The 19,886-nt window shown below is 65.0% G+C and carries 21 protein-coding genes; all 21 read right to left on the reverse strand.

Features of this window, described 5'->3' with window-relative positions; genetic code table 11:
- Window positions 1-215 (reverse strand): transposase (locus tag AUJ55_06580; GenBank protein ID OIO57313.1); only part of this gene is annotated, 215 nt, incomplete at its 3' end.
- 238 nt (window positions 216-453) lie between these two features.
- Window positions 454-888 (reverse strand): hypothetical protein, encoded by a 435-nt coding sequence (locus AUJ55_06585; GenBank protein OIO57314.1) that lies wholly within the window; start codon window positions 886-888, stop codon window positions 454-456.
- Window positions 885-1,742 (reverse strand): hypothetical protein, encoded by an 858-nt coding sequence (locus AUJ55_06590; GenBank protein OIO57315.1) that lies wholly within the window; start codon window positions 1,740-1,742, stop codon window positions 885-887. Before AUJ55_06590 ends, AUJ55_06585 begins: the two co-directional genes overlap by 4 nt.
- 1 nt (window position 1,743) lies before the next feature.
- Window positions 1,744-2,052, reverse strand: a complete 309-nt coding sequence (locus AUJ55_06595; protein OIO57316.1) for a hypothetical protein — start codon at window positions 2,050-2,052, stop codon at window positions 1,744-1,746.
- Window positions 2,053-4,431 (reverse strand): hypothetical protein, encoded by a 2,379-nt coding sequence (locus tag AUJ55_06600; GenBank protein ID OIO57317.1) that lies wholly within the window; start codon window positions 4,429-4,431, stop codon window positions 2,053-2,055.
- Complete coding sequence (locus tag AUJ55_06605) at window positions 4,431-5,231, reverse strand: hypothetical protein (protein OIO57318.1); 801 nt, start codon at window positions 5,229-5,231, stop codon at window positions 4,431-4,433. The genes AUJ55_06600 and AUJ55_06605 overlap by 1 nt, the downstream gene beginning before the upstream one ends.
- The gene (locus AUJ55_06610; protein ID OIO57319.1) at window positions 5,228-8,620 is read right to left on the reverse strand and encodes a hypothetical protein; all 3,393 of its coding nucleotides are present in this window, start codon (window positions 8,618-8,620) and stop codon (window positions 5,228-5,230) included. Before AUJ55_06610 ends, AUJ55_06605 begins: the two co-directional genes overlap by 4 nt.
- A gap of 168 nt (window positions 8,621-8,788) precedes the next feature.
- On the reverse strand, window positions 8,789-9,037 hold the full coding sequence (locus tag AUJ55_06615) for a hypothetical protein (protein OIO57320.1): 249 nt from the start codon (window positions 9,035-9,037) through the stop codon (window positions 8,789-8,791).
- Between the two features lie 62 nt (window positions 9,038-9,099).
- Window positions 9,100-9,441, reverse strand: coding sequence for a hypothetical protein (locus tag AUJ55_06620; GenBank protein OIO57321.1), 342 nt, complete (start codon window positions 9,439-9,441; stop codon window positions 9,100-9,102).
- 11 nt (window positions 9,442-9,452) lie between these two features.
- Window positions 9,453-10,388, reverse strand: a complete 936-nt coding sequence (locus tag AUJ55_06625) for a hypothetical protein (GenBank protein ID OIO57322.1) — start codon at window positions 10,386-10,388, stop codon at window positions 9,453-9,455.
- 171 nt (window positions 10,389-10,559) lie between these two features.
- Window positions 10,560-10,988, reverse strand: a complete 429-nt coding sequence (locus AUJ55_06630) for a hypothetical protein (GenBank protein OIO57323.1) — start codon at window positions 10,986-10,988, stop codon at window positions 10,560-10,562.
- On the reverse strand, window positions 10,988-11,407 hold the full coding sequence (locus AUJ55_06635; GenBank protein OIO57324.1) for a hypothetical protein: 420 nt from the start codon (window positions 11,405-11,407) through the stop codon (window positions 10,988-10,990). Before AUJ55_06635 ends, AUJ55_06630 begins: the two co-directional genes overlap by 1 nt.
- Before the next feature lie 14 nt (window positions 11,408-11,421).
- Window positions 11,422-11,643, reverse strand: a complete 222-nt coding sequence (locus AUJ55_06640) for a hypothetical protein (GenBank protein ID OIO57325.1) — start codon at window positions 11,641-11,643, stop codon at window positions 11,422-11,424.
- A gap of 70 nt (window positions 11,644-11,713) precedes the next feature.
- Window positions 11,714-12,604, reverse strand: coding sequence for a hypothetical protein (locus AUJ55_06645; protein ID OIO57380.1), 891 nt, complete (start codon window positions 12,602-12,604; stop codon window positions 11,714-11,716).
- Between the two features lie 173 nt (window positions 12,605-12,777).
- Window positions 12,778-13,179, reverse strand: coding sequence for a hypothetical protein (locus tag AUJ55_06650; protein OIO57326.1), 402 nt, complete (start codon window positions 13,177-13,179; stop codon window positions 12,778-12,780).
- A gap of 16 nt (window positions 13,180-13,195) precedes the next feature.
- A complete protein-coding gene (locus AUJ55_06655) occupies window positions 13,196-14,242 on the reverse strand; it encodes a hypothetical protein (protein OIO57381.1) in 1,047 nt (348 codons plus the stop codon).
- 317 nt (window positions 14,243-14,559) lie between these two features.
- Window positions 14,560-15,108: a phage virion morphogenesis protein gene (locus tag AUJ55_06660; protein ID OIO57327.1), complete on the reverse strand. Its 549-nt coding sequence runs from the start codon at window positions 15,106-15,108 to the stop codon at window positions 14,560-14,562.
- Window positions 15,109-15,256: 148 nt separating this feature from the next.
- Window positions 15,257-16,426 (reverse strand): hypothetical protein, encoded by a 1,170-nt coding sequence (locus tag AUJ55_06665; protein ID OIO57328.1) that lies wholly within the window; start codon window positions 16,424-16,426, stop codon window positions 15,257-15,259.
- Window positions 16,419-17,993: a hypothetical protein gene (locus AUJ55_06670; protein OIO57329.1), complete on the reverse strand. Its 1,575-nt coding sequence runs from the start codon at window positions 17,991-17,993 to the stop codon at window positions 16,419-16,421. The genes AUJ55_06665 and AUJ55_06670 overlap by 8 nt, the downstream gene beginning before the upstream one ends.
- A complete protein-coding gene (locus AUJ55_06675; protein OIO57330.1) occupies window positions 17,993-19,339 on the reverse strand; it encodes a terminase in 1,347 nt (448 codons plus the stop codon). The genes AUJ55_06670 and AUJ55_06675 overlap by 1 nt, the downstream gene beginning before the upstream one ends.
- Window positions 19,336-19,884 (reverse strand): hypothetical protein, encoded by a 549-nt coding sequence (locus tag AUJ55_06680; GenBank protein ID OIO57331.1) that lies wholly within the window; start codon window positions 19,882-19,884, stop codon window positions 19,336-19,338. Before AUJ55_06680 ends, AUJ55_06675 begins: the two co-directional genes overlap by 4 nt.
- Between the last annotated feature and the right edge of the window lie 2 nt (window positions 19,885-19,886).

Raw genomic sequence — 19,886 nt, forward strand, 5'->3', positions numbered from 1 at the left:
GCCGTGGCCTCTTCGACGGTGACGGACGGCTTGCTGCCTGGACGCTCAAAAAGGGTCGACAGCCCCTCCATGGCCACCTTCTTCCACTGGCTGATCTGCGCCGGGTGGATTTGGTGTTCACTGGCCAACTCGCTTGTGGTTTTGACCCCCTTCAGGGCCTCCAGCGCCACCTTCGCCTTGAACTGCGCACTGTGCCGTTTGTGTTTCCCGGACATCGCTTGGCTCCTCGCTCTCGCCAATCATGCCCCCTCGGTCTTAACAAAACCTACTGTCCAGTTTTTGGGGTCCACTTCACTGAATTGCAGACATGGTTGCACCGTCTTTACACTGCCCCCGCCGTGTGCGCACGGTGGCGGGGTGGCCCGGTCTTGGCCAGGCCGGTTCATGCGAGTGTTCGGCTCGCGAGGAGGCGGTTGCCGCCGCCTTCTCCCCGTCTGGCCTACCTTTCGGCAATCACCACGGAGGCGGAGGTAAGAGACTCAAGACGGTCCGTTCGGAGGGTATGGCCGCCTGACACGTAGCGTACAAAGTGGTCCAACAATCGGCGCGCCAGGCGACGAACGCCAGAGCCTCGGTCTGGTACGGATTGGCGGCGGCCGCGTAGGCACAGCAGGAATCGGCCGCGGAATAGCCTCGTGCCAAAGCCACCTTCTCGACGTGCGTCGCGACGATCTCCTCCAGTCGAGCCAATCTGTCGGCCTCAGACGGCGCCACAAAATAGGCGGCAATGGCAGCCACCGACGCTGGGTCGTCTTCGGCCCCGGCCGCGAACCCGTGATCGAGGAAGGATCCCTCGACGGGAGGGAGGCCCAGCTCGGCTAGGAGACCCAACACTGTATCTCTGCGGCGGAGAGCCACACGACCCTCCAAGGCGACGATCTGGCTCACAGCAGCACCTCCTGCACGATGTGAATGTGCGTCGATGAAAAGCCTCCGATCAACAGAGATCTAGCGCCGACCAAGCTGGCGATGCGCGCGCCTCCGATCACATCCAGGAGTGGGGTCCAGGTGCCCCCCTCGTCCGACGAGGCCATTATGGGTGTCCCACCAAGGCCTCCGGCAACCACCCAGCCGCTCGGCAGCTGAGCGATACACATGACAGCTGCCCCGATACCGATCGTGGCAGAGGAGGGGAAGGTCGCGCCGCCATCGGTCGAAATCCAAACTTCAGGGACGCCAAACACCCCTGCCAAAACGGTGCCGCTCGACAGTTGCACGATACTTGACACCCCTGTCCCGCTGCCCAGCGTGACAGAGGTGGGGAAGGTCGCGCCGCCATCGGTCGAAATCCAAACTTCAGGGACGCCATTCACCCCTGCCAAAACGGTGCCCAGACCGCAATCCACGATTTGTTGAATATTGTTGCCGCTGCCGAGTGTGGCCGTATAACGCCCGGCGAGACCGCGCCGAGCCGACAGTCTGGCCGTGTCGTAATACTGCGGGTGGGGATCGACCGCCCCCTCGTGCGCCGCTACGGTGGTGGAGGCCGTACCGGCTGGGTCGGCCCCGACGTCGCCGGGAGTCAACGTCACCGCTCCGGCCTTCCCCGCTACCGATTGCACGGGAGCGGCAGCGCCAGCCTCTGCGGTGGTGGTGTACTGCGGGTGGGGATCGACCGCCCCCTCGTGCGCCGCGACGGTGGTGGAGGCCGTACCGGCTGGGTCGGCCCCGACGTCGTCTGGGCCGACCACTGCGAGTTGCGCGGTAACGTCGTCGACCGTCACCACTAGGTAGTTCGGCATGTTAACTCCTCCTGATCGTGAGCTCGCCCGAGGCGATGTGTCGGTCGTCGCCGAGGGGGTGGGTCGCGTTGATCGACCATGCGTAGCGTCCGATACCCACCGCCTCAAGGGTGGCAAGGTCGGCAAAAACCAGCACCAATCCACTCGTCAATCCAAGGGCGACCGGCCACGTTGCCGAGGACTGATCCGACCAGCGGCGGCGCAACGTCAGCGAGGCGGTGTAATCTCGGAGATCAAGCGCCACGCCATTGGGCGCTGAGACCTTAAGAATCCGCCAAAAGTCGGCGTTCAACGAGGCGTCCCATCGCATTTAAGTCAGCTCCAAAAGCGTCACCCGGCACGATTGCCGAGCCCAATCGAAATCGCGTCGCACGACGTAGCACAGCAAAGTCCGGCCCGGAATAGTCAGAGGCAATTGCGCCGAGACGATTCGCACCACGTCCCCAGCCTCCAGGCGTAAACACGCGGACGAAACGGACGCCTCGATCACCTGCATTCCGTTGGCCTTGCGGGCCGCCGAAGTTGCTGCTAGAGCCTGACACTCGGCTGCTGGTAAACCCCACTTGTCTTCGATGACCTCGGTTTGGGCTCCGTATTCGGCGACCGAAACGGACTCGGCCACGCTGTAGGCGGCTCCAAAGGTCTGGCCGTCCCACCCCGTGGCTACGGTGACCACGTTGCGGACGTACTCCCAGCCCCTGCGCCACTTGAGGGCACTGGCCCCCACCTGATCGGGGGTGATGGTCTCGACGGCAGGCGCGCCCGCCCGAGGGATCTGGAACAGCGTCAGCAACCCGTCACGCACGGTCCATTGGGCTTCTAGCAGCGCCGCCAGACTGGCGAGCAGATCGGATGCCGAGGTTGGCTTGTCGATGGTCTTTTGCGCCTCGATCTGGCGGGACGGGAACGTGGTCTTGAAGTGCCCCACCCACGCAGGATCGATCCGTGCCTCGGGGATCTCCAGCCAGTTGGTCAGCAGGTCGAAGGCGAGATCGGCCAAGTGGGTATTGACCGGATAGGTCGCCTTGCGCCATGCCGTGCCGTCCGATTGCCAGACAACCGGGTTCGACCCCGGTATCACGGCGCCGCCTGCGCCCGGACCACTGGCCACCAAGGACGACCAACCGGCGTTGCCGTAGGTGACCTTGTCACCCACCGCGTAATCGGTCGTCGCCGACCAGGTCGGACCATATTCGCGATCTGGAATTTTGCGGTCGGTCAGGTCGAGGTCGTCACGCAGCACAACCTCAAGACTCGCCCCGGCGCGGACGTCCCACACTCTGCCTCGATAGATTCGCGCCCGGTCGGTCGAGTCTGCATACCCCACCGAGACGGTGGCGATCCTGTTCTTGATCGTGCCGCCCAGCAACGCCCCGTAGGCCTCACCAGACGGTGCGACGGTGATTGACACCTCCCCGGAGGTCGCGCCGCGCGGCGACTCGGTCAATTGCGACGTCCGGGTGATCGTCCCGCCAATGGCGGGGATAGCCATCTCGGACCCAGCGTAAGATCCCAGCACAAGGGGCGGCGGCGCGAAGGTGATAATCAGGTTCTGCACCGACGGCGACGCGTCGTGGGCGGCGGAGGCGGTCAGGTCGATCTTGGCCAGCCAGTATCTGTCCAGGGCGTGGAGCGGATCGCCGGTGGCCACAGCCCCGTGCGCCGTCCACCCGGCGAGCGAACCCGAGGCGTAAACGACGGGATCATTCGTCGAGTAGAGCGACACCGCCACCGCCCCTCCGATGGGTATCGTATCGGTCCAGGAGACCGATCCGGAACCGGTCGGGGTTCCGCCGAGGTCGACGGGGCGGTAGGCAGTGCCGGTGGGTTGATAGACTTCGGCGATGGTGAGCGGGAAGCCCATAGCCGGATCCATCGCGCCACTCGGCACCCAATACCCCGGCGCAGCGCACGAGAGGCCGTAGATCCACAGCTTGATCCAGGACACGGCATCGACCCAGGGGAGGTCGAACACAATCACCGCTGAGCGATCGGGAACGAGCCTAAACTCGACCGAGTAGGTGCTCCCTCCACGCAGCGAGGCTGCGAATCCCGAGATGATGACCCCCCCTGGAGTGGTCGACGTAGGGAGCGCGTCGAGATGGGTGGTGGCGACGTCGGCGTACCGGAACCAGTAGGCGGTTAACCCTACCTGCCCCCCAGACGCGTCCAAAATGCGGCACTCTAGGTTCCAGCCGCCCTGGGGCCACTCAATCGTGCTCGGGTAGGTCAGGACCTGCGTTGCCGCACGATGCATTTCGCACTCGAGGCGCAGCTCGTTGAGCACCCCGTCGGCGCTGGCAATAAAGGGGAAGGTCGCTGTCGGAACCGTCGCGAAGGCGCCGTAGAAATCGGTGTCTGTCTTTGAAACCCGGTGGTAAAGCACCCTCAACGTGGCGAGATCTGGCTGATGCGAGGTCGCGAACGAGGGGCCTGTGGTGTGGGTCGGCGTCACGGGCGACCCGGGGCCGAGGATCAACCTCCCCCCCTCCGCCCGTACCCCAGAATCGAGGGCGTTGTAAGGTGCGACTCCAGCCCACTGCACTTGGCTGTCGAGGGCGGCGGCGTAGCCTGCCGACCCGGTCGCGCCAGGGGGAGGGGTTTGGTCGATTTCGACCCACAATGCCGGGGTGGCCCCGTGGGCTGGAGAGGACAATCGGGTGGCGATGGCCTGGGACAGCGTCAGCATTACACCGCCTCCACCAGATCGAGGGTGATGGATCGCAAATTGCCCGCACGGGCGATGGGCATGTGGGGCATCTGCTTGGCCTGCATCAGGTAGACCTCGGTCGGGCGGGTGTCGGGCATCCAGGCCCACCAAATAGGCAGACCGGCCTCGAAGCGTTGCTCACGGATCAGGTCGATCTTGGCCGCCAACGTGGGATCGATGGCCGACCATTGCGGCTTGAGCTCCAAACGTCGTCCGGTCACGTTAACCCACCGCCGCCCTGTTTCGGCCTCGAATTTGGTCGCAATCGTCACCTCGCGGTAGGGGTCGTAGCCCAGCTCGATGAAATCCATCTCGACCGCCTCGGCCAGCACGATCTCGGGGATCGTCAACACCTGTAAGGGGTCGAAATAGTTCAGCCTGATCAAATACTGGGTCGAGGGCGGGTGTGCGTTTAGCCGATAGATTCGACTCCCTTGGCTCGGACCATCGTTGGGGGCGGCGTTAAGGATGGTGTTCCAGACTGCCCCGTCCCAATAGGCGACCGTCAACAGGGCCGACGCCGCCACGGAGCGAGCTCCTGCCGTGTCGTGGCGATGCCCGCCGAGGAGGATGACCGTCGGCATAGCAGCCGAGGCAAGGGTGGCGGTAATATCCACCCCACCCGATTCCCCGCCGTCGGCTTGGATCACGGCGGGAGACAGCAGATCGCCGTCGGCGATGCTGTCCACCTTATAGCTGGGCGATTCGGTCCCGGTGAGCACCGCAAAGGCGGCCCCAGTGAGCAGGTTCGTGCCGATGATGAGGGGGGCGTCGGTCATACCGATACCGCCACGTTCGCACCGCGATTAATGTTGCGGTCGAGCACTGGAGAGAGTGCCTCGGCGATGCGCTGGAGCGTCCCGGCGCTGACCTCGTCCGGGTGCAGAGCCTGCACCTGTAGGTGGATCGTCACCGGGGGCTGCGTCGGTGGGGTGGCTGCCTTGTCGTGCGCTCCCGTGACTCCGCCATACCCCGACCCGGTGGCCATACTGCCGGGGGTGGATTGCACCCCCGCGCCTACTCCGCCCCCGGCGGAGGCGGAGGCTGCGCCGCCGTATTGCTGCTTCGAGATTGCGGCGACCCGTGCCACACCCTGGACGACGGCGATCCCTGCCGCCACGGCGGCCCGTGCGGGGGCGTCGGGCGTCGGAATCGCAAGCTGCGATTCATAGGCCTTCTGCGCGGCGGCATAGGTCGAGACCACCGTCTCGGCGATGGCGAGCGCCTTGCTGGCCTCGAAGGCCTTCTTGCCACCGTTTGCGAGCAGGGCCGACAGCGCACCGAACACCCCTGCGGTCAGTGACAGACGGGCCTCTGCCGCCTGTTTTTCGACCCCCGCCTTAGCGTTTTCGTGGATCTGTTTGGCCCGCAATTCGTCGCGGTCGTAACGGGCACGCAGCGCGGCAGTCATTTGGCCGCTGTCTTCCACTGCCTTGCGCTCGGCGGCCAGTGCCTCTAGCTGACGTTGATAACGCAGATTTTCTCTCTCCGCCTCGGTCAAAAACTGACCCTGCCACTCTTGTTCCAGGGCGGTGGATCGGTCGCGAGCGGCGGCGAGCAGAGCGTCGGTTTTGTCGCGCTCCTGCTGCGCCAACCACTGCCCATAGGCCTGTTCCAGCGCCACGACGCGGGCCGACCCTGCCCCCTCGACCGCCACCAGGGCCTCCCACCGCGCCGAGTATTCGGATGCCATCTTGGTGCTGGCGTCTTGGGCCGTGCCCAACAGATCGGCGGTCAACTGCCGCGCCTGCTCGACAGATTTGATTCGGTAATCGCTCAGAAACACAGCTAGATCGGGCATCTCGGCCACGATGCGCAGGCGCTGCTCCTCCGGGAGCGCGGCAAGCTGCGCGACCAGGTCGTCGAGCCCGGCTGCGTCCGACGTTGCGCGTACAGTCACGGATTTATCGCCGATCCCGTCGAGCAACGTGCCCACTTCGTCGAGAGACGCAGTTTCGGCCCGCACGCGCACAACCACTTGCGACAGCGCGCCGAGACGGCCCTTGATTTGCTCGACGGCAGACAGCGACCCACTCAGAGCCTCGCTCCAGACTTGTGCTTGACTCTTGGCGCGTTCGCGCTCCTGCTGCGCCAACCACTGCCCATAGGCCTGTTCCAGCGCCACGACGCGGGCCGACCCTGCCCCCTCGACCGCCACCAGGGCCTCCCACCGCGCCGAGTATTCGGATGCCATCTTGGTGCTGGCGTCTTGGGCCGTGCCCAACAGATCGGCGGTCAACTGCCGCGCCTGCTCGACAGCTTGTTGCGCTTGGGTGGGGTCGATGCGAGGTGCCGGGATGGACCGGGGCGACGGGGCGGTGGGAGCACCGACGTCGTTCGGCGCCGCAAACATCTCGACGCCGACAGCGTCGATACCACCCAGGGCGCGGTCGCGCTCCTGGGCCAGCTTGGACAAGCTGTCGCTCAAGGAGGTGACTCCGCCCTTGGCCCGGTCCAGCCCGGCGCGCAGGCGGTCGGACCCCTCTTGGATGGCCCCGTAACCCGCTGTCGCCTCGTCCGCGACCCGACGCATTGCCACGCGATAGTCGGCCAAGGCCCGTCCGGCGGGTTGAATCGCCGACTCCCATTCGCCGATTTTCCGGGCGACGGTATCGAGCCCGAGTGATTCGGCCCCTGTTTTGAGTGCCGTCAAAAGCCCTTTTAAGGCCGTTTGAATGCCTTCGAATGCCGCCGATGCAGCAAATTTTGCCCCGGTCCACACCACAGTGGCGGCGGTCTGGGCGGTTTGCCACCCGTTGCGCAGCACTTGAAGCAATCCGACGAACAGTGACCCGATCCACCCGACCGCCTCGCCAGATCCGGTTTTGATCCCCTCCCAGGTGGCCGCTGCACCAAATTTGATCCACTCCCACCCCTTGAGCAGAGCGAGGACTAAGGCGTCGCCCGCCTGGCGCACGACGGCGAATTCCTCGCGGGCCCAAGATCCGATTGCGTAACCGGCCATCCCCGCACCCAATAAATTAAACAGTCCGGCAATTCCGATTCCGGCGGCTTTCGTCGCCCCGGTCAGATCGGCGACCTGACTCCGTAGGGCGGCGGTCTGCGCCGTCAGGTCGGCCACAGTCTGTTGCGCGACTGCGCCCATGATCGAATCGGCCCTGGCCTTGGCGAGAGCCGCCTCGGCGCTGGCCAGTTCGGCCTGGGTCTGCTCCAGCAGTGCCGCCTTCTGGGCGCGCGCCGCCAGTGCCGCCTGGGCGGCAATCGCTACGGCCGACGTCTGACGGGCCAGCCAAATCGCCAACGCAGCCTCGGCGAGGGCGATGCCTCCCGATGCCAGGGCAGCCATGTGGTTGGCCACGCCGTCGAGGGCAGTGGCCAAATCTGTCGTGGCGCCTGAAATCTTGTTTTGTGCGTTGAGCCAGCGCCCGAAAGCGTTGGCAATGCGGGTTGAGGCCTGCTCGATGGTGACGGGCATTTGGTCGAATTCGGCTTGCACCGTGGCCGCCTGGCTGCGCAGCGCCTCGATCACCGTGGCGGCGGTGATCTGCCCCTGTTCGCCGAGCGCGCGCAGCGCCCCAAGCGGTACCCCGAGCCCATCGGCGATTGCCTGCGCGATGCGCGGGGTTTGCTCCAGCACCGAATTGAGCTCGTCGCCGCGCAACGTACCGCTGGCGAACCCCTGGGCAAGCTGAGTCATCGCGGCGGAGGCGGAGGACGACGAGGCCCCCGATACCACCGAGGCTTGCGACAGGGTCTTGGTGATTTCGATCAATTCGGCCTGGGAGACACCGAGTTGCCGCGTCGAGAGCGCGAGGCGCGAAAACAGATCGGCATTGGCGGCGATGGGGGTGCGGGTCTCTTGAGCGACGGCGTACAGGTCGCGCATGGCGACTCGTGATGCGGCCATCGACCCGGTGGCGAGTCGGATTCGACCGTCGAGGTTGGTCCAGGTATCGGCGACAGCGACGATCCCCGACAGGCCGCCAGAGGCGAACGGCAGAGCCTGGAACGACAGCCAGAGTGTGCGGGCCTGAGCGAGCTGGGTACTGATCGAGGTAATTCCGCGACGGGCCGCCGTGACCCCAGCCGCCATCTGCTGCGTCGAACGCAGCGACGTCTCACCGAGATCGCCGACCGTCTGACTGAGGCCGAGGATTTCGGCTTTTGCCTGCCCCCCAGAGGCGGTAATCTTAAGGGCTAGTTGCATCGGTGGTTAACCTATACAAGGAGGGCGTCATGGGGATCCTCGAAGACCTCGTCATGGGGGTGGTGGGGATTGTGCTGTCGCTCGTATCCAGTCCGTGGTGGCTGGTGGCTCCGGCCATCGTGGCCGTGAAGTGGGGGTATTACGCGGCGCGATACCTCTTCAGGCCGATCACCCCCACACCCTGAGCGCCTCCCCTTCTAGGGTTTGCACCCGTTCCAGGCAATCGGCCTGATCGCCGACCCCCAGCATCTGCATCGCGGCGTGAACGCTGGGTAGATCGAGGGCAGAGCGTCGCCCCTCGATCACCCGCCACGACCCGGAGCAGGCCAAAAACACCCGCAGCGCCTGCCAGTTCTCTTCCCACACCCACACGTCACTGCTCACCGACAACCGGGCGAGTTGTTCCTCGCCCAGCATGGCGACGTCGTCGTCGTCGAACTTCGCCGTCCGCCCCCCGGCCCAGGCGCGGGCGGCGTCAATCAGTTTTTTCGGGCGCCCTCGGCAATCGAGTCAAACCACGACCGGACGATGCACCCAGCCACCGGCACGATCTCGATCACCGCATCGAGGTTCTGCGGCGAAAACTGTAGCGGGTTGCCGTCCGCATCGATCACCTCCTTCCAGTCTTCCACCACCCGACGGCAGAACTCGGCGTCGTCGATCTCGCCACTCTTGGTCTCGTCCAGCAAGGACTCGACCTCGTGGCGGTTCAGGCGTCGGAAGACGGCGACGAACCGCGTCTTCTTGGTTTTACCCTTGTCGTCGATCAGGGCGACCTCGACAGGCCAGGGGTAGGTATCGGAAAAATCGAGTTTGAACATGGCGCGTGACCTTATTGGAGGGTGACGGTGATGGCGTCGTGCGCAGTTTGCGCCGAATTGAGAACGCGCAGCGGCAGGCCGAGAAACGACACCCCGGCGTCGTCGCTGAAACCGGGCTTGCCGATCTGCACGCGGGGGCACGCGATCACCAGCGACTTGCCGCTGCCGAGGCCGTGTTTGATTTCGAGCGCCCCCGCTGCCCCCGACTGGGCTTTGGCCCAGGCGTCGAAGGTCGCCACCGAGGGTTCCTCGACGGTGGCTGTGCCGGAGGGCTTCTGGCCGACGATGTCGATGCGCTCAGCGTTGGTCAGGTGGCGGTGCTGCACATCGTTGCCGAGCTTGATCTCCAGGTCTTTCAGCCCGAGGCTCACCCCGTGCAGAACAAACGAGTTGGTGTAGGTCGCGTCGGCAGGGTAGATGTCGAGGTTGGGCAGCACGGTGCCGGAGGGGAGCGCACCGTCGGCCACCGGCTTGTAGAGCCCGGTAAAGGCAAAGTGCATGACCGCCTCCCCCGCCGCCGTCACCTTGAACGACCAGTCGCCGCGACAGCCGACCGCCTGGTGTTTCACTCCGTCGCGATAGGCCTCGAACGTCAGCGACTCGAAGCCGCTGCCGACCAAGGCATAGATCGTTTTGGTGCCCGGCGTGTTGGTCTCGGACCAGCCGCAACCCCGCATCAACCGCCCCCACCAGGGGATCGTCCCGGCCATAGTGGCGTTGGGCAGCGGCACGTCGAATTCGATCTTGCAGCCGAGGCCAGTCATGGGGATGGCGGCGTCCTCGCCCAATACCGGCTTGACCACCGCCGGAGCCAGTTCGACGCCCTCAAGTGGGGTCAGGCTGAAATTGGTCACCGCAAGGGCGTCGGTGGCTGGGGATGGGGTGGCTGCGGTCCCATAGACGGTTTCGATCTTGGCCATGATGACCTTTTTCGCGGCGAGGATCATTTCTTGGCTCCTTTGATTTTACCCTCGGCGTGGTCGTCGCGGGTGCGCTCGGTCAGCGTTACCTCGCCGGTATCGGTGGCGGTATAACTGCCTCCGCTCGGGGGTTGAGCCGGTCCGGTGGGTCGAGGTGGCGGAGAATCGGGCGTCGGTGCGGTTTTGGCGGTGGCCATGTCAGCCTCCTGACTTGAGGTAAGCGTCGAAAGAAAAGTCGTCTTGCCAGGCGATCACGCCGCCGTCCATTTCGGCCAGTCGCCCCTTCACGAACAGACAGCCGGTCGATCTATCCTCTGGCGGCCAGCCATGCAGGGCTGCGAGCACTTGAGCCCGCACCTCCGACAGACCGCCGTCGAGTGCCGATTCCCCCACCGGGTCACGCAGATCGCGCACCTTGATCAGCACTGCGAAGGTGCGGGTCGAGCGCTGCAAAGCTCCGGGGGTGGCGAGCAGGTCGCCTCCCGCCGTCTCGGCGACGGGCACGACCCACGCAGCCGGGAATCTGGCCGGGGTGGCGGCGGTCGCCGAGAATTCGGCCGCACCGCCGACCTTGGCGAGCAAAGAGCACTGCGTCTCAAGGCGGGCTACGATGGCGGCCAGGCGCATCAGATGAACCCTCCGTTGCCCCGATCCCACACCCTGCCGCCGGTCTCCATTTGTACCGATTGTTCGGCCACGGCCTGGGTGGCGGCGGGCGACAACCCGAGATCGATCTGCCCCTTGCCTACGGCGGCCAAAAACTTGACCCCGTCTTCGTAGCGCCGCCGAACCTCGTCGGAGGCCCGGTCTGCCCACAGGTAATAGCGGGTGAGGTTGCAGGCGATCCGCACGACAGCCCCCGGCACGGTGGCCAACGGCACCGGCACCCGCCCACCCAGATATCCGTCGATCTCAGCATCGGCGTCGGCCTGAGCGCGGGCGATCACGGCCTGGTCGATCTGCCCCAGCCGGTCGCGGTCGGTCAGTTCAATCAACTCCTGCTCGCCGAATCGGTCGATCAGGTCTTGCAGTGAGCTGTACGCCATCGTGGTTAACGGGGCTATTGGTCCCCGTCCTCCTCCGCAGTAACCGCACCGATTTCGAGGTCGATCTCGACGACGGTGAGCATCGGTTCTGCCTTGATTTGGGCAATCTGCTCCTCGGTCAGAACGCTGACGGGCAATTCGGTCACGCCGCTCCAGGCGCGACCGCCCCGCCGAAATCCGTTTTTGTGGCTAGAGACCCGCAGACCCGGAGTCGTGGTTTTTTTTGCAGCGGCCATGTTGGCCTCCTATATATATAGGAATGGATGATCAGGCGGGGGCTCCCCCGCCCCATCATCGAAGGATCGATTACGGCAACCAGGGGACGACAACCACTTCGACGGCGTCGTAGTTGGGGTTCGAGTCGCCGCCGTTGATCTGCTGCGCCTTGATGACCTTGTTGGCCGCCGAGCGGTTGGTCATCCCAACCACCAACAGATTGGGTTTGATCCCCAGGGGTTGGCCGTTGTCGCCCTTGAACCCGCCCATCGCGGCGAAGGCGGCGTCGAAATTGGTTTGGTCCAAGGTCGCCTTGGACCCGAACGCCATTTGCCAGAACCCATACCCGACGTTCGAGCGCGCCTTGACGCCGTAGCGAAACTCGTCGCGAGAGAACACAGCTTCATCGTCGACGGACGTCATCGCCTGGAAGCTGTAGTCCTCGCGCAGTTGGTAGATCAGCGGCTTAAGGGGGCGGCGGGTGTCCATCAAATACCAGGGGGATCCTGCTCCGGCCTGCAAATTAGAGACCGAAGCCACCCCCGACTCGCCACCCACAGGGTGGTCGGTATCGAAGAAGAACTGCCCATCGAAGCAGGGAGTGCTCCACCCTGCCGCCAGCGCATTGAACACGAGCTGATCGGGGTGTGACTTGGCGTTGAATCCCATCTCCTCGAACACGGGGGCCAGCACCCCATACGAATCGTCATTAATCGCGGTTGCTTCGACACCTACGGTCGATTCCCACTTTTTGTTTTTCAGGGCGTAGTCGTGCAGCGCCAGACTCTGGACCTGCCGATCCCCGATCCATTCGCGGATCGTGGTGCTCTTGCCGATCCAGCCGTATTTCTCTTCGGCGGTGGTCGAGGGGACCGTGGTGGCGACTTTTGCGAAGAAGGTTTCGGGGGCGCTAAACCCCTTGTTGAAGGCGGCTTTGAAGCCGGTAAAAACCGCGCTCAAGTTGGCTCGATTGACCACCATCGAGCCGAACGCCAGCCCGGACCAGAGGTCGGGCGCATCCAGGACGGAGCGCGCCAACGGGTAGGCCAGCGCCTCGCCACCGGGGGCAACCACCGCGACGGCGAAGGCAGCGACCACGCAAGTGAAAATCAAACCGGTAGAAAACTTGTTCATGTCGTAATCCTCTGTGGCGATCAGCCGATCAAGACCCAAACACCAACCGCATCGACATCCTTGCAGACGCCAGCGGCGGATAGGGTGCCGATACCATTGGTGGCGGCCAGGGTCTGGTCGTCCACCAGGTAGACGGTTTTGCCGATATGGGTGCGGTCGATGGTGCCGTCGTTGCCGTACCGGAAAACCCCGGCGCGGACGGGTACGGTCAAGCTCCCGGCCAACCCGGATGTGTTGTCGCGGGCCTCTTCGGCACGTCCCCGCGCCGTCAGTCCGGTGGAGGTCGAGGCAGGGACGGCGTTGCCCGAGGCATCGAGGCAGACGATTGCCCCGGAGTGGATATTGGCGCTCGCGGCGACCGGGTCTTCAAAGGTCGTTCCGTCGCGCACCAAGGTGTTGCGGTCGGTGGTGGTGGCGGCCATGTGGCCCTCCTGTCGATTAAGCCGCGCCCTTGGCGGCGCGGAACGCTTCGGTCGAAACGCCGGTGGCCTTGCATACCGCCATCTCGGTTTCGCTCAGTTGGTTGGGCTCTGACAATTCCGGCGGTTTTCCGCCGGTTTGGGTGCCGGATAGAGCCGAGATGGCGGGGGTCTTGTCGAGGTAGCCGCGCAGGGCGGCCACGTCTTTGACTCCGAGGTCGCGAGCCCACTGTTCTTGGACGGGCAGCAGTTTTCCCTGCTCCAGACCCGAGGCGATCAGGTCGTCCACCTGGGCTGCGTTGCGCTCGGCTTTAAGCGCCACCACCTCGCCCTTGAGCGCCTCGAAGGCGGAGAGTGGGACGTACTTGGACGGGTCGGGATCGGACGATCCGATCCCCTTGATGGCGGCGGTCACCGAGGTCCACGGGGCATCGGCAGGTAGCCCCAGGGCGGTGGCCGCCTCGGTTTGGGCCGCCTCGGCGCCCCGCAACAGGCTGATGGCTTTTTCGAGTTCGGCTGTGAGGTCGGCGTCGGTGGTGGTCAACGGCAGGTTGAGCAGGTAGATCAGGCGTTCGCGCAATTCGTCCACGGTTTCCTCCGCAGTCTGGAAGGTCGCGGCGGCTCGGGCCGCCAGGTCGGAATGGCCATCGATGGCCGGGTAGTTGGTGAGCGAGGCCATCTGCACGTCGAGGATCTCTCCCGTGCCGACGCGGTAGCCGAACACTGGGCTGATGTAGCGGTACTCCCCCGCGCGGATGTGCTCGGCGGCGCGGTCGGTCCAGCGCACGTCGAGGGCGACCAGCCCCACCCCGTCGCGCCAATCGAGCTTCTTGCACCAGCCACTCGCCGGGGCGGGTTGTCCGTTGTGCTCTGCCTTGAGGGTCTGGTGTTCGTAATCGAGCGGCATGTCGCCAGACGCTTGCGCCCACCGAGAGGCAATGGCTCGGGCGCGGTCGGGCGTCAGATACCAGTGGGGGGCATCTTTGGGCCGCCCGTCGCCCTCTCGGGCGCGGAACGGTCCGGCGGGAATCAGGACAATTTCGGACGGGGGATCTCGGTCGTCGATGGCAGCGCCGCAGACGGCGACGGCGTATTCGACGCGGGCGACAAAGCCGCGACGCCCCCCGACCTGGGGGGGCCGGTGGGTGTGAGGCGTCGCGAAGTGAGAGGAGATCGTCGTCATGCCGGTATCCTTGCGGACCAGCATGCGGCGGTTAATGGGAGGGGGTTCCGGGTGGGATCTGGGGCGGGCTGTATATTAGTTGCAGTGGTGGCGCGGTTTCGGGTGCATCCGTACCCCCTTCAAAACCCCTTCAACGCCCTTCAAAACGTCTTTTTAGGGTTGCCGATATACCCTAGGTGCCTCTATGCCTTTTTGTTTGCTTAAATCGCGGTTTTGAGCGCGTCGGTCAGCCGGTCGCGCACCACATCGAGGATTGTCCCCTCGTCTTGGCGCGATACCCCCAAAAAGGGACGGGCCGGAATGTCGCCCCAGGGGCTTTTGCCGCCCGCGAACGAGCGGGCTTTGGCCCCGAATTGCTGCACAGCGGCGTACTCCAGACCCGAGGCGATCACCACCTCGACGGCGGTGGCGCGGGCGTGGATTTCCCGACCGAGACGACGGCTCTCGCCGATCAGTGGTTTTTTGTCGGCCAACAGGCCGACCCCCTTGCGGGTGAGGTTGCGCCCCCCCCCTTTTGTTTTGTGTTTCGACAGTCCGCCGCGACGGCGCAACAACAACAGCACCGTCGTGTCGCTGTTGTCGGGCCAGGGGGATCCGTCGGGTGCGGTGGAGGTTGTGAAGCGGCGCTTGGTCGATACAACCAGGGCCTCGCCGATGTCTTGCATGACCGGTTTTAGGTCGGTGGTGGCTCGGGCCAAACGTTCGAGCGCCGCCACAACAGGCGGGGTGTCGATTTCGATGCGGATCATTTATATTGCCCCTTGGGTTCGCGGCAAAATCTCCCCGCGATCTGCTGAGGGCGCGCCTGACGCCCGAAGGTGACCGGGACACTCACCGGTCGGGGCCTCGGCCCGGTGGCGGTGACGGGAGCCCGCCACGCGAACCCCATGGGGGCGATCAGGCGCGCCCCTGCTTTTTTCGCAGCCGCTGAATCTCTCGATCCCGCTTGGCCGCGTCGGCCGACAAACGCCGATAACTGGTCACCCACAGCCCGCCCCCGGTCGTGGTGGTCTTGACCACTAGAATCAGTCCCCCCACTTCGTCTTCCCTTATATAAATAAGGCTGCGCTTTTCTACGACTTTCCAGGTCGCTCTATCCACCACCTCCTGAGCCTGCGCATACTCTTGGGCCGTCAATTCTGGGTGACGGTCGATCTGCTTGTGGGCGCTGTCCGCTGACAGGTGGGCCACCGTCACCCCCTCCTGAGCCCCCAGGGCCGCTGCGTCCTCCGGCGGCAGTCGCACCAACGGGAAAGACCCCGAGGGGGCGCGATACCAACGGTCGAAAACGTCGGCGGCCAGCCAGCTCTGAATCAGATCGATGGCTGGTCGGGGCGGGAGCTGGTCGAGCTTCGGGGCGAGAGATCGCACCGCATCGACCGCCCCCCCGCCGGGCTTGTAGCCCCATCCCCGGTCGATACCTGGCGGTTCCCCTGTTTTGTCGCTGGTTTGGTCCCACCCGTCTGGGATCGCCTTATCGGGGTTACCGCCCAGGCGGCGAGCCCCGTCCGCAGAGCGTGCGCCTGCCACGTGACACCCGCAGCCCCAGCCGTTGGGTGGGTAGTGGGTGGCCCAAAACTGGTGATCCTTGGGGAGTGTCAACCCGTTCCAGGCCAGATGCTGCGGTCTCGGATTGAGCGCCGAATCGCTGTGCAGATACACCCAAAAGGGGAAGTCTTGCAGTTGCGCGAGACGGCCAGCGGCATAGGCGGTCGAGGCGTTGGTGGCGTAGATCATCCGGGTGCGCCACGCTTGGCCTGCCCCGCTGTCTTCGCCTGTCCAGCCGTGCCAGCCCATCCGCGTGACGATGTCGCGGAAATCGCGGCGGAACCCATCCAGGCTGCGGCCCTCGGCGATGGCTCGATCTACAGCCCCAGCCAGCGCCGCCAATAGATCGGCACGCAGCGCACCCGCCACCATGAACCCACGGTCGTGCTCGCCTTTGAACACATCGTCCCACCGAGCGGTGGGGACAAGGTTGCCCAGCTTTCCTCGGAAAAACGCGACCTGTTCGGCGAACGGTTTAGCGAATGCTCCAGAGACGCTGGAGGGACGCGAATCAATCACTCGATCCCTCGACCACGTCGAAGATCCCTGCCGCCGCCGCCGCTTGCCCAGCCTCGGCCAGAGTCGAGGCGAGAGTGTCAAGCCCGAGACCTGGACCTGCTGCCAATAACTTGCCGCGCAGCTCTTCGAGCGATTCGGCCTCGCCGAGCAGAAGCTCGATCTGGGCCATCCAGACCCCGACGGCCTCGTGCCCCTGCCGGGCCAGTCGGTCGGCGATCAGCTCGTCGGGGCGGGGCAGATTTTGCTTGAGACCTGTCAGCGTCGCTCGGGCCGAGACCTCGCCACCGACCGGTGGCTGCGGCGTCGAGGCGACCGACAGCACCGCCTCCCCATCCTGGGCCTCGGGGATGCGCAGTTTATCGTGAGCCCAGCGTGCCGGGATTTTCATCCCGACCTGTACCAGCTTGGGCACCGCCTCGGAATACAGAGCCAGATCTTCCGCTTCGGAGGTGTCGAACACGAACCGAGGGCACCGGCGCAGATCGGAACTCCCCCGATTGAGCGCCAAAATCGGATAGATCAGGTCTCGGGTGAGCGTCCCGGCAATCTGGCGGGCGTCGCTGACCAATAGGTCGCGCCGGACCTCGTTGTGGACGCTGGCCGTATTGCTGCCCAATCCGGTATTGGTCGCCTCGCTGGTGGCGACGCCCCCTAGAATCACCTTCGACTGCGTTCGTTCGCACCACCCGACCATCGCCAGGAACGGATCGGCCCCTCCTTTGGCTGCCTCCTTGAATTCGATTTCCATCCCTTTGGGGATGATCCCCGCCGCCGCGTGACCGATGTTGACGACCGCGCGGAGCAGGGTCGCCTTTTCGGCGGGTGAGGCCCCCGATTCGTAGCGGCCCAGGCGCAATGGCAGGCCGCAAATCTCCAAGAATTCGGCCAGGTCGCGCACCGAGTAGTTCTTGAAGAGGAAGAGCCACGCCAGGGTGCGGTAAATTCCTTCGCGGGCCAGTGTGCCGTTGCGCCCCTGGTGGCGGTGGACCACCCACCCGAACGGGTTGAGTGTTTCGCCGTCGAGGCTGTGGCCGTTGCGCAGCCGGATCTCTGAGCGGGTCGCGGTGTCGAGGCAGAACCAGCGCTGAGGGCGCGGGGTGACGGAGGTGGGGAGGCGCTCGCTGCCGTAACGTCCCCATTCGATTTCGGCGCACGCGAAACCCTTACCGACGGCGTCGGTGAGCCCGAGCAACACATCGTCGAGATCGGGGTAATCGCGCAACACCTCTTCGACGTAGGCGGCATCCCCCTCCTCTTGCGGAGTAGGGTTGCGCGGGGGCGTGATCGACCAATCCAGGGTAAGGACCGCCCGCTGGCGCTTGCCCATCTCGGCGGCGAGGTGGCCGTCTTTTTCTTCCATGTCGGCGAACAGGTCGGACTGCTGGGCGATGTCGCCGCGCTCTGCCCCCTCCAGCAGCGCCGACAGCTTGGCAGGTGTCAACCCCCGCACTGGGTGCAGCTCGAATTCCTGCTTGATTTGCGCGATTTGCGAGGTTTGAGGCTCTCCCCCAACGTCGGCGCGGCGGATGGGCTGGCCGTAGGGGTCGAAGATCGTGTAATCGGCCATCACCAGGCCCCTTTCGCGCCCGCCAACGGGTCGTCGTCGTCATCGTCGAAAGATCCGTCCCAACGGCTGTGTTTGCCGGGGGCGGGGGTGTAGGCGTATTCGGTCGGCGGGGGCGACGCGGCATAGATCCCCAAAAAGGCGGCCCAGGCCCGGTCGGCGTGGCCGTCGCCCCCCTCGACATCGAAGCGGATGTTGCCCGCCGCCGTGGTGACCTTGCGCAGGCTGTGCAGATCGGCACGCACCCACTCGTTGCCCGACGGGATGCGCACCTTGCGGTCTTCGAACGCCTCTTTCGCGACGTGGGCCAAGTGCTGCTTGGCATCGCCGGTGAAGAGCACCCCCTCCACCCGGCTGTCACCGTAGCGGCGCTTGGCATCCTCGACCGGTTTTTCGCCCATGCCGGTTTGGTCCATGCACAACCTGACCGGGTTATACCGGCGCATCAGAGCGTCGAGGGTCTGGTCCTGCTCGCGGAAGCTGGCCCGTTTGAGGGTGACGATCTCTCGCGTCCACAACACGTCGCCGACCCGCTCCCACACCCAGGAGCACCATAAATCGTTGCGTGCGGCGATGTCGTTGCCGATGTAGGTGCGCCCGTTTAAGTACCTCTCGGGCAGACCGGCATCGTCGTGTTCGACTGCGTTGATCAGGTCGTAACTGAGCCAGGCGCTGGCCTCGTCGAGCCAGTTGAGTTCGTACTCTTGCGCCCAGGCGTCGGGGTCATTGATCCCCTTGCGCAGCAGGTCAATGTCGCGGGGCAGGCCATCGGCCACCGCCTGGTAGATGTCCACGACGTGCCGCGACCAAGGGGATTCGGGGTCTCGATCGGTCATCAGCTCGTAGAACTTATTGCCTTTGCCGTTGGGGGTGCTGACCACCCGCAACTTCCACCCCGCCGAGATCACCGGGAACAGTGCGGTCCAGATCTTGCGGCTGTCGGCGTGAAACCCGAACTCATCGAGGAAGACGTTGCTCGAAAACCCGCGCGCGGTGTCGGGGTTGGCGGGCAGGGCGGTGATGCGCGACCCACCTGGCAGCGTGACTTCCAACGCTTTGATCTGCACGCCTTCGAATTGGTCGATTTCGACCAATTCGAAGGCGGCTTGAAGGGCTTGAAGGTGCCGCTTCACCCCCTCTTCCATTGCCTCACGAGCCTGCCTCTCGCCGCGTGACAGAATCACCCACCGGGTGCGCTTTCCCGCTGCCTCGGCCCGCACACAGTCGAGCACGATTTCAAGCGTGGTCGTGAAGGTTTTGCCAGTCTGACGGGCGAACATCCCGACCTTGAAACGGGTGCGGTCGGCCAGCCAGCGTTGCTGATAGGGGTAGAGCAGGGGGGCGCTCATACATCCACGCCGTAGCTCTCGCGGATGATCGCGCGCAGGCGGTCGGGGGTGATCGCGCCGTTCGACCCTCTGGCGTCCTCGGTGACCCTTTTGACCAACTCCTCCGCCGTGCGGCGCCGAACCTCCTCCTCCCATTCCTTCTGCCCCCGGCTGGCGCGGCTTAGGTCGGCAATGGCCCTGGCTGCCTGATTGAGCAGCTTCAGGCGCTCCCCAGGCGGGGCGGTTTCGGCCTCTTGCACCGCCAGCAGGGCCTCGAATAGATCCGACTGAACTAAGCCGATCACCGCAGCACTGCGGTGATCGGCATCGTCAGGGGCCGCCTCGGCAATCAGCCTCGCTGCATCGGTGCTGGCCTTCAGCGCCGCCAAGCGGCGCTCCAGCATCTGGCTACGGGTACCAATGGCGGTTTTGCCGACACTGTAACCTCGGGCGGCCAGCTCCTGGCTCAGCCGCACAAACCCCGAATGCCCCCCCTCGACCAGAGCGCGGTCCAGCCATTCGCGCACCGGCTTGGGCAGTGCCTCGATTTTCGACCTAGGCGGCACGC

The organism is Proteobacteria bacterium CG1_02_64_396 (assembly GCA_001872725.1).
Lineage (GTDB): Bacteria > Pseudomonadota > MNWR01 > CG1-02-64-396 > CG1-02-64-396 > CG1-02-64-396.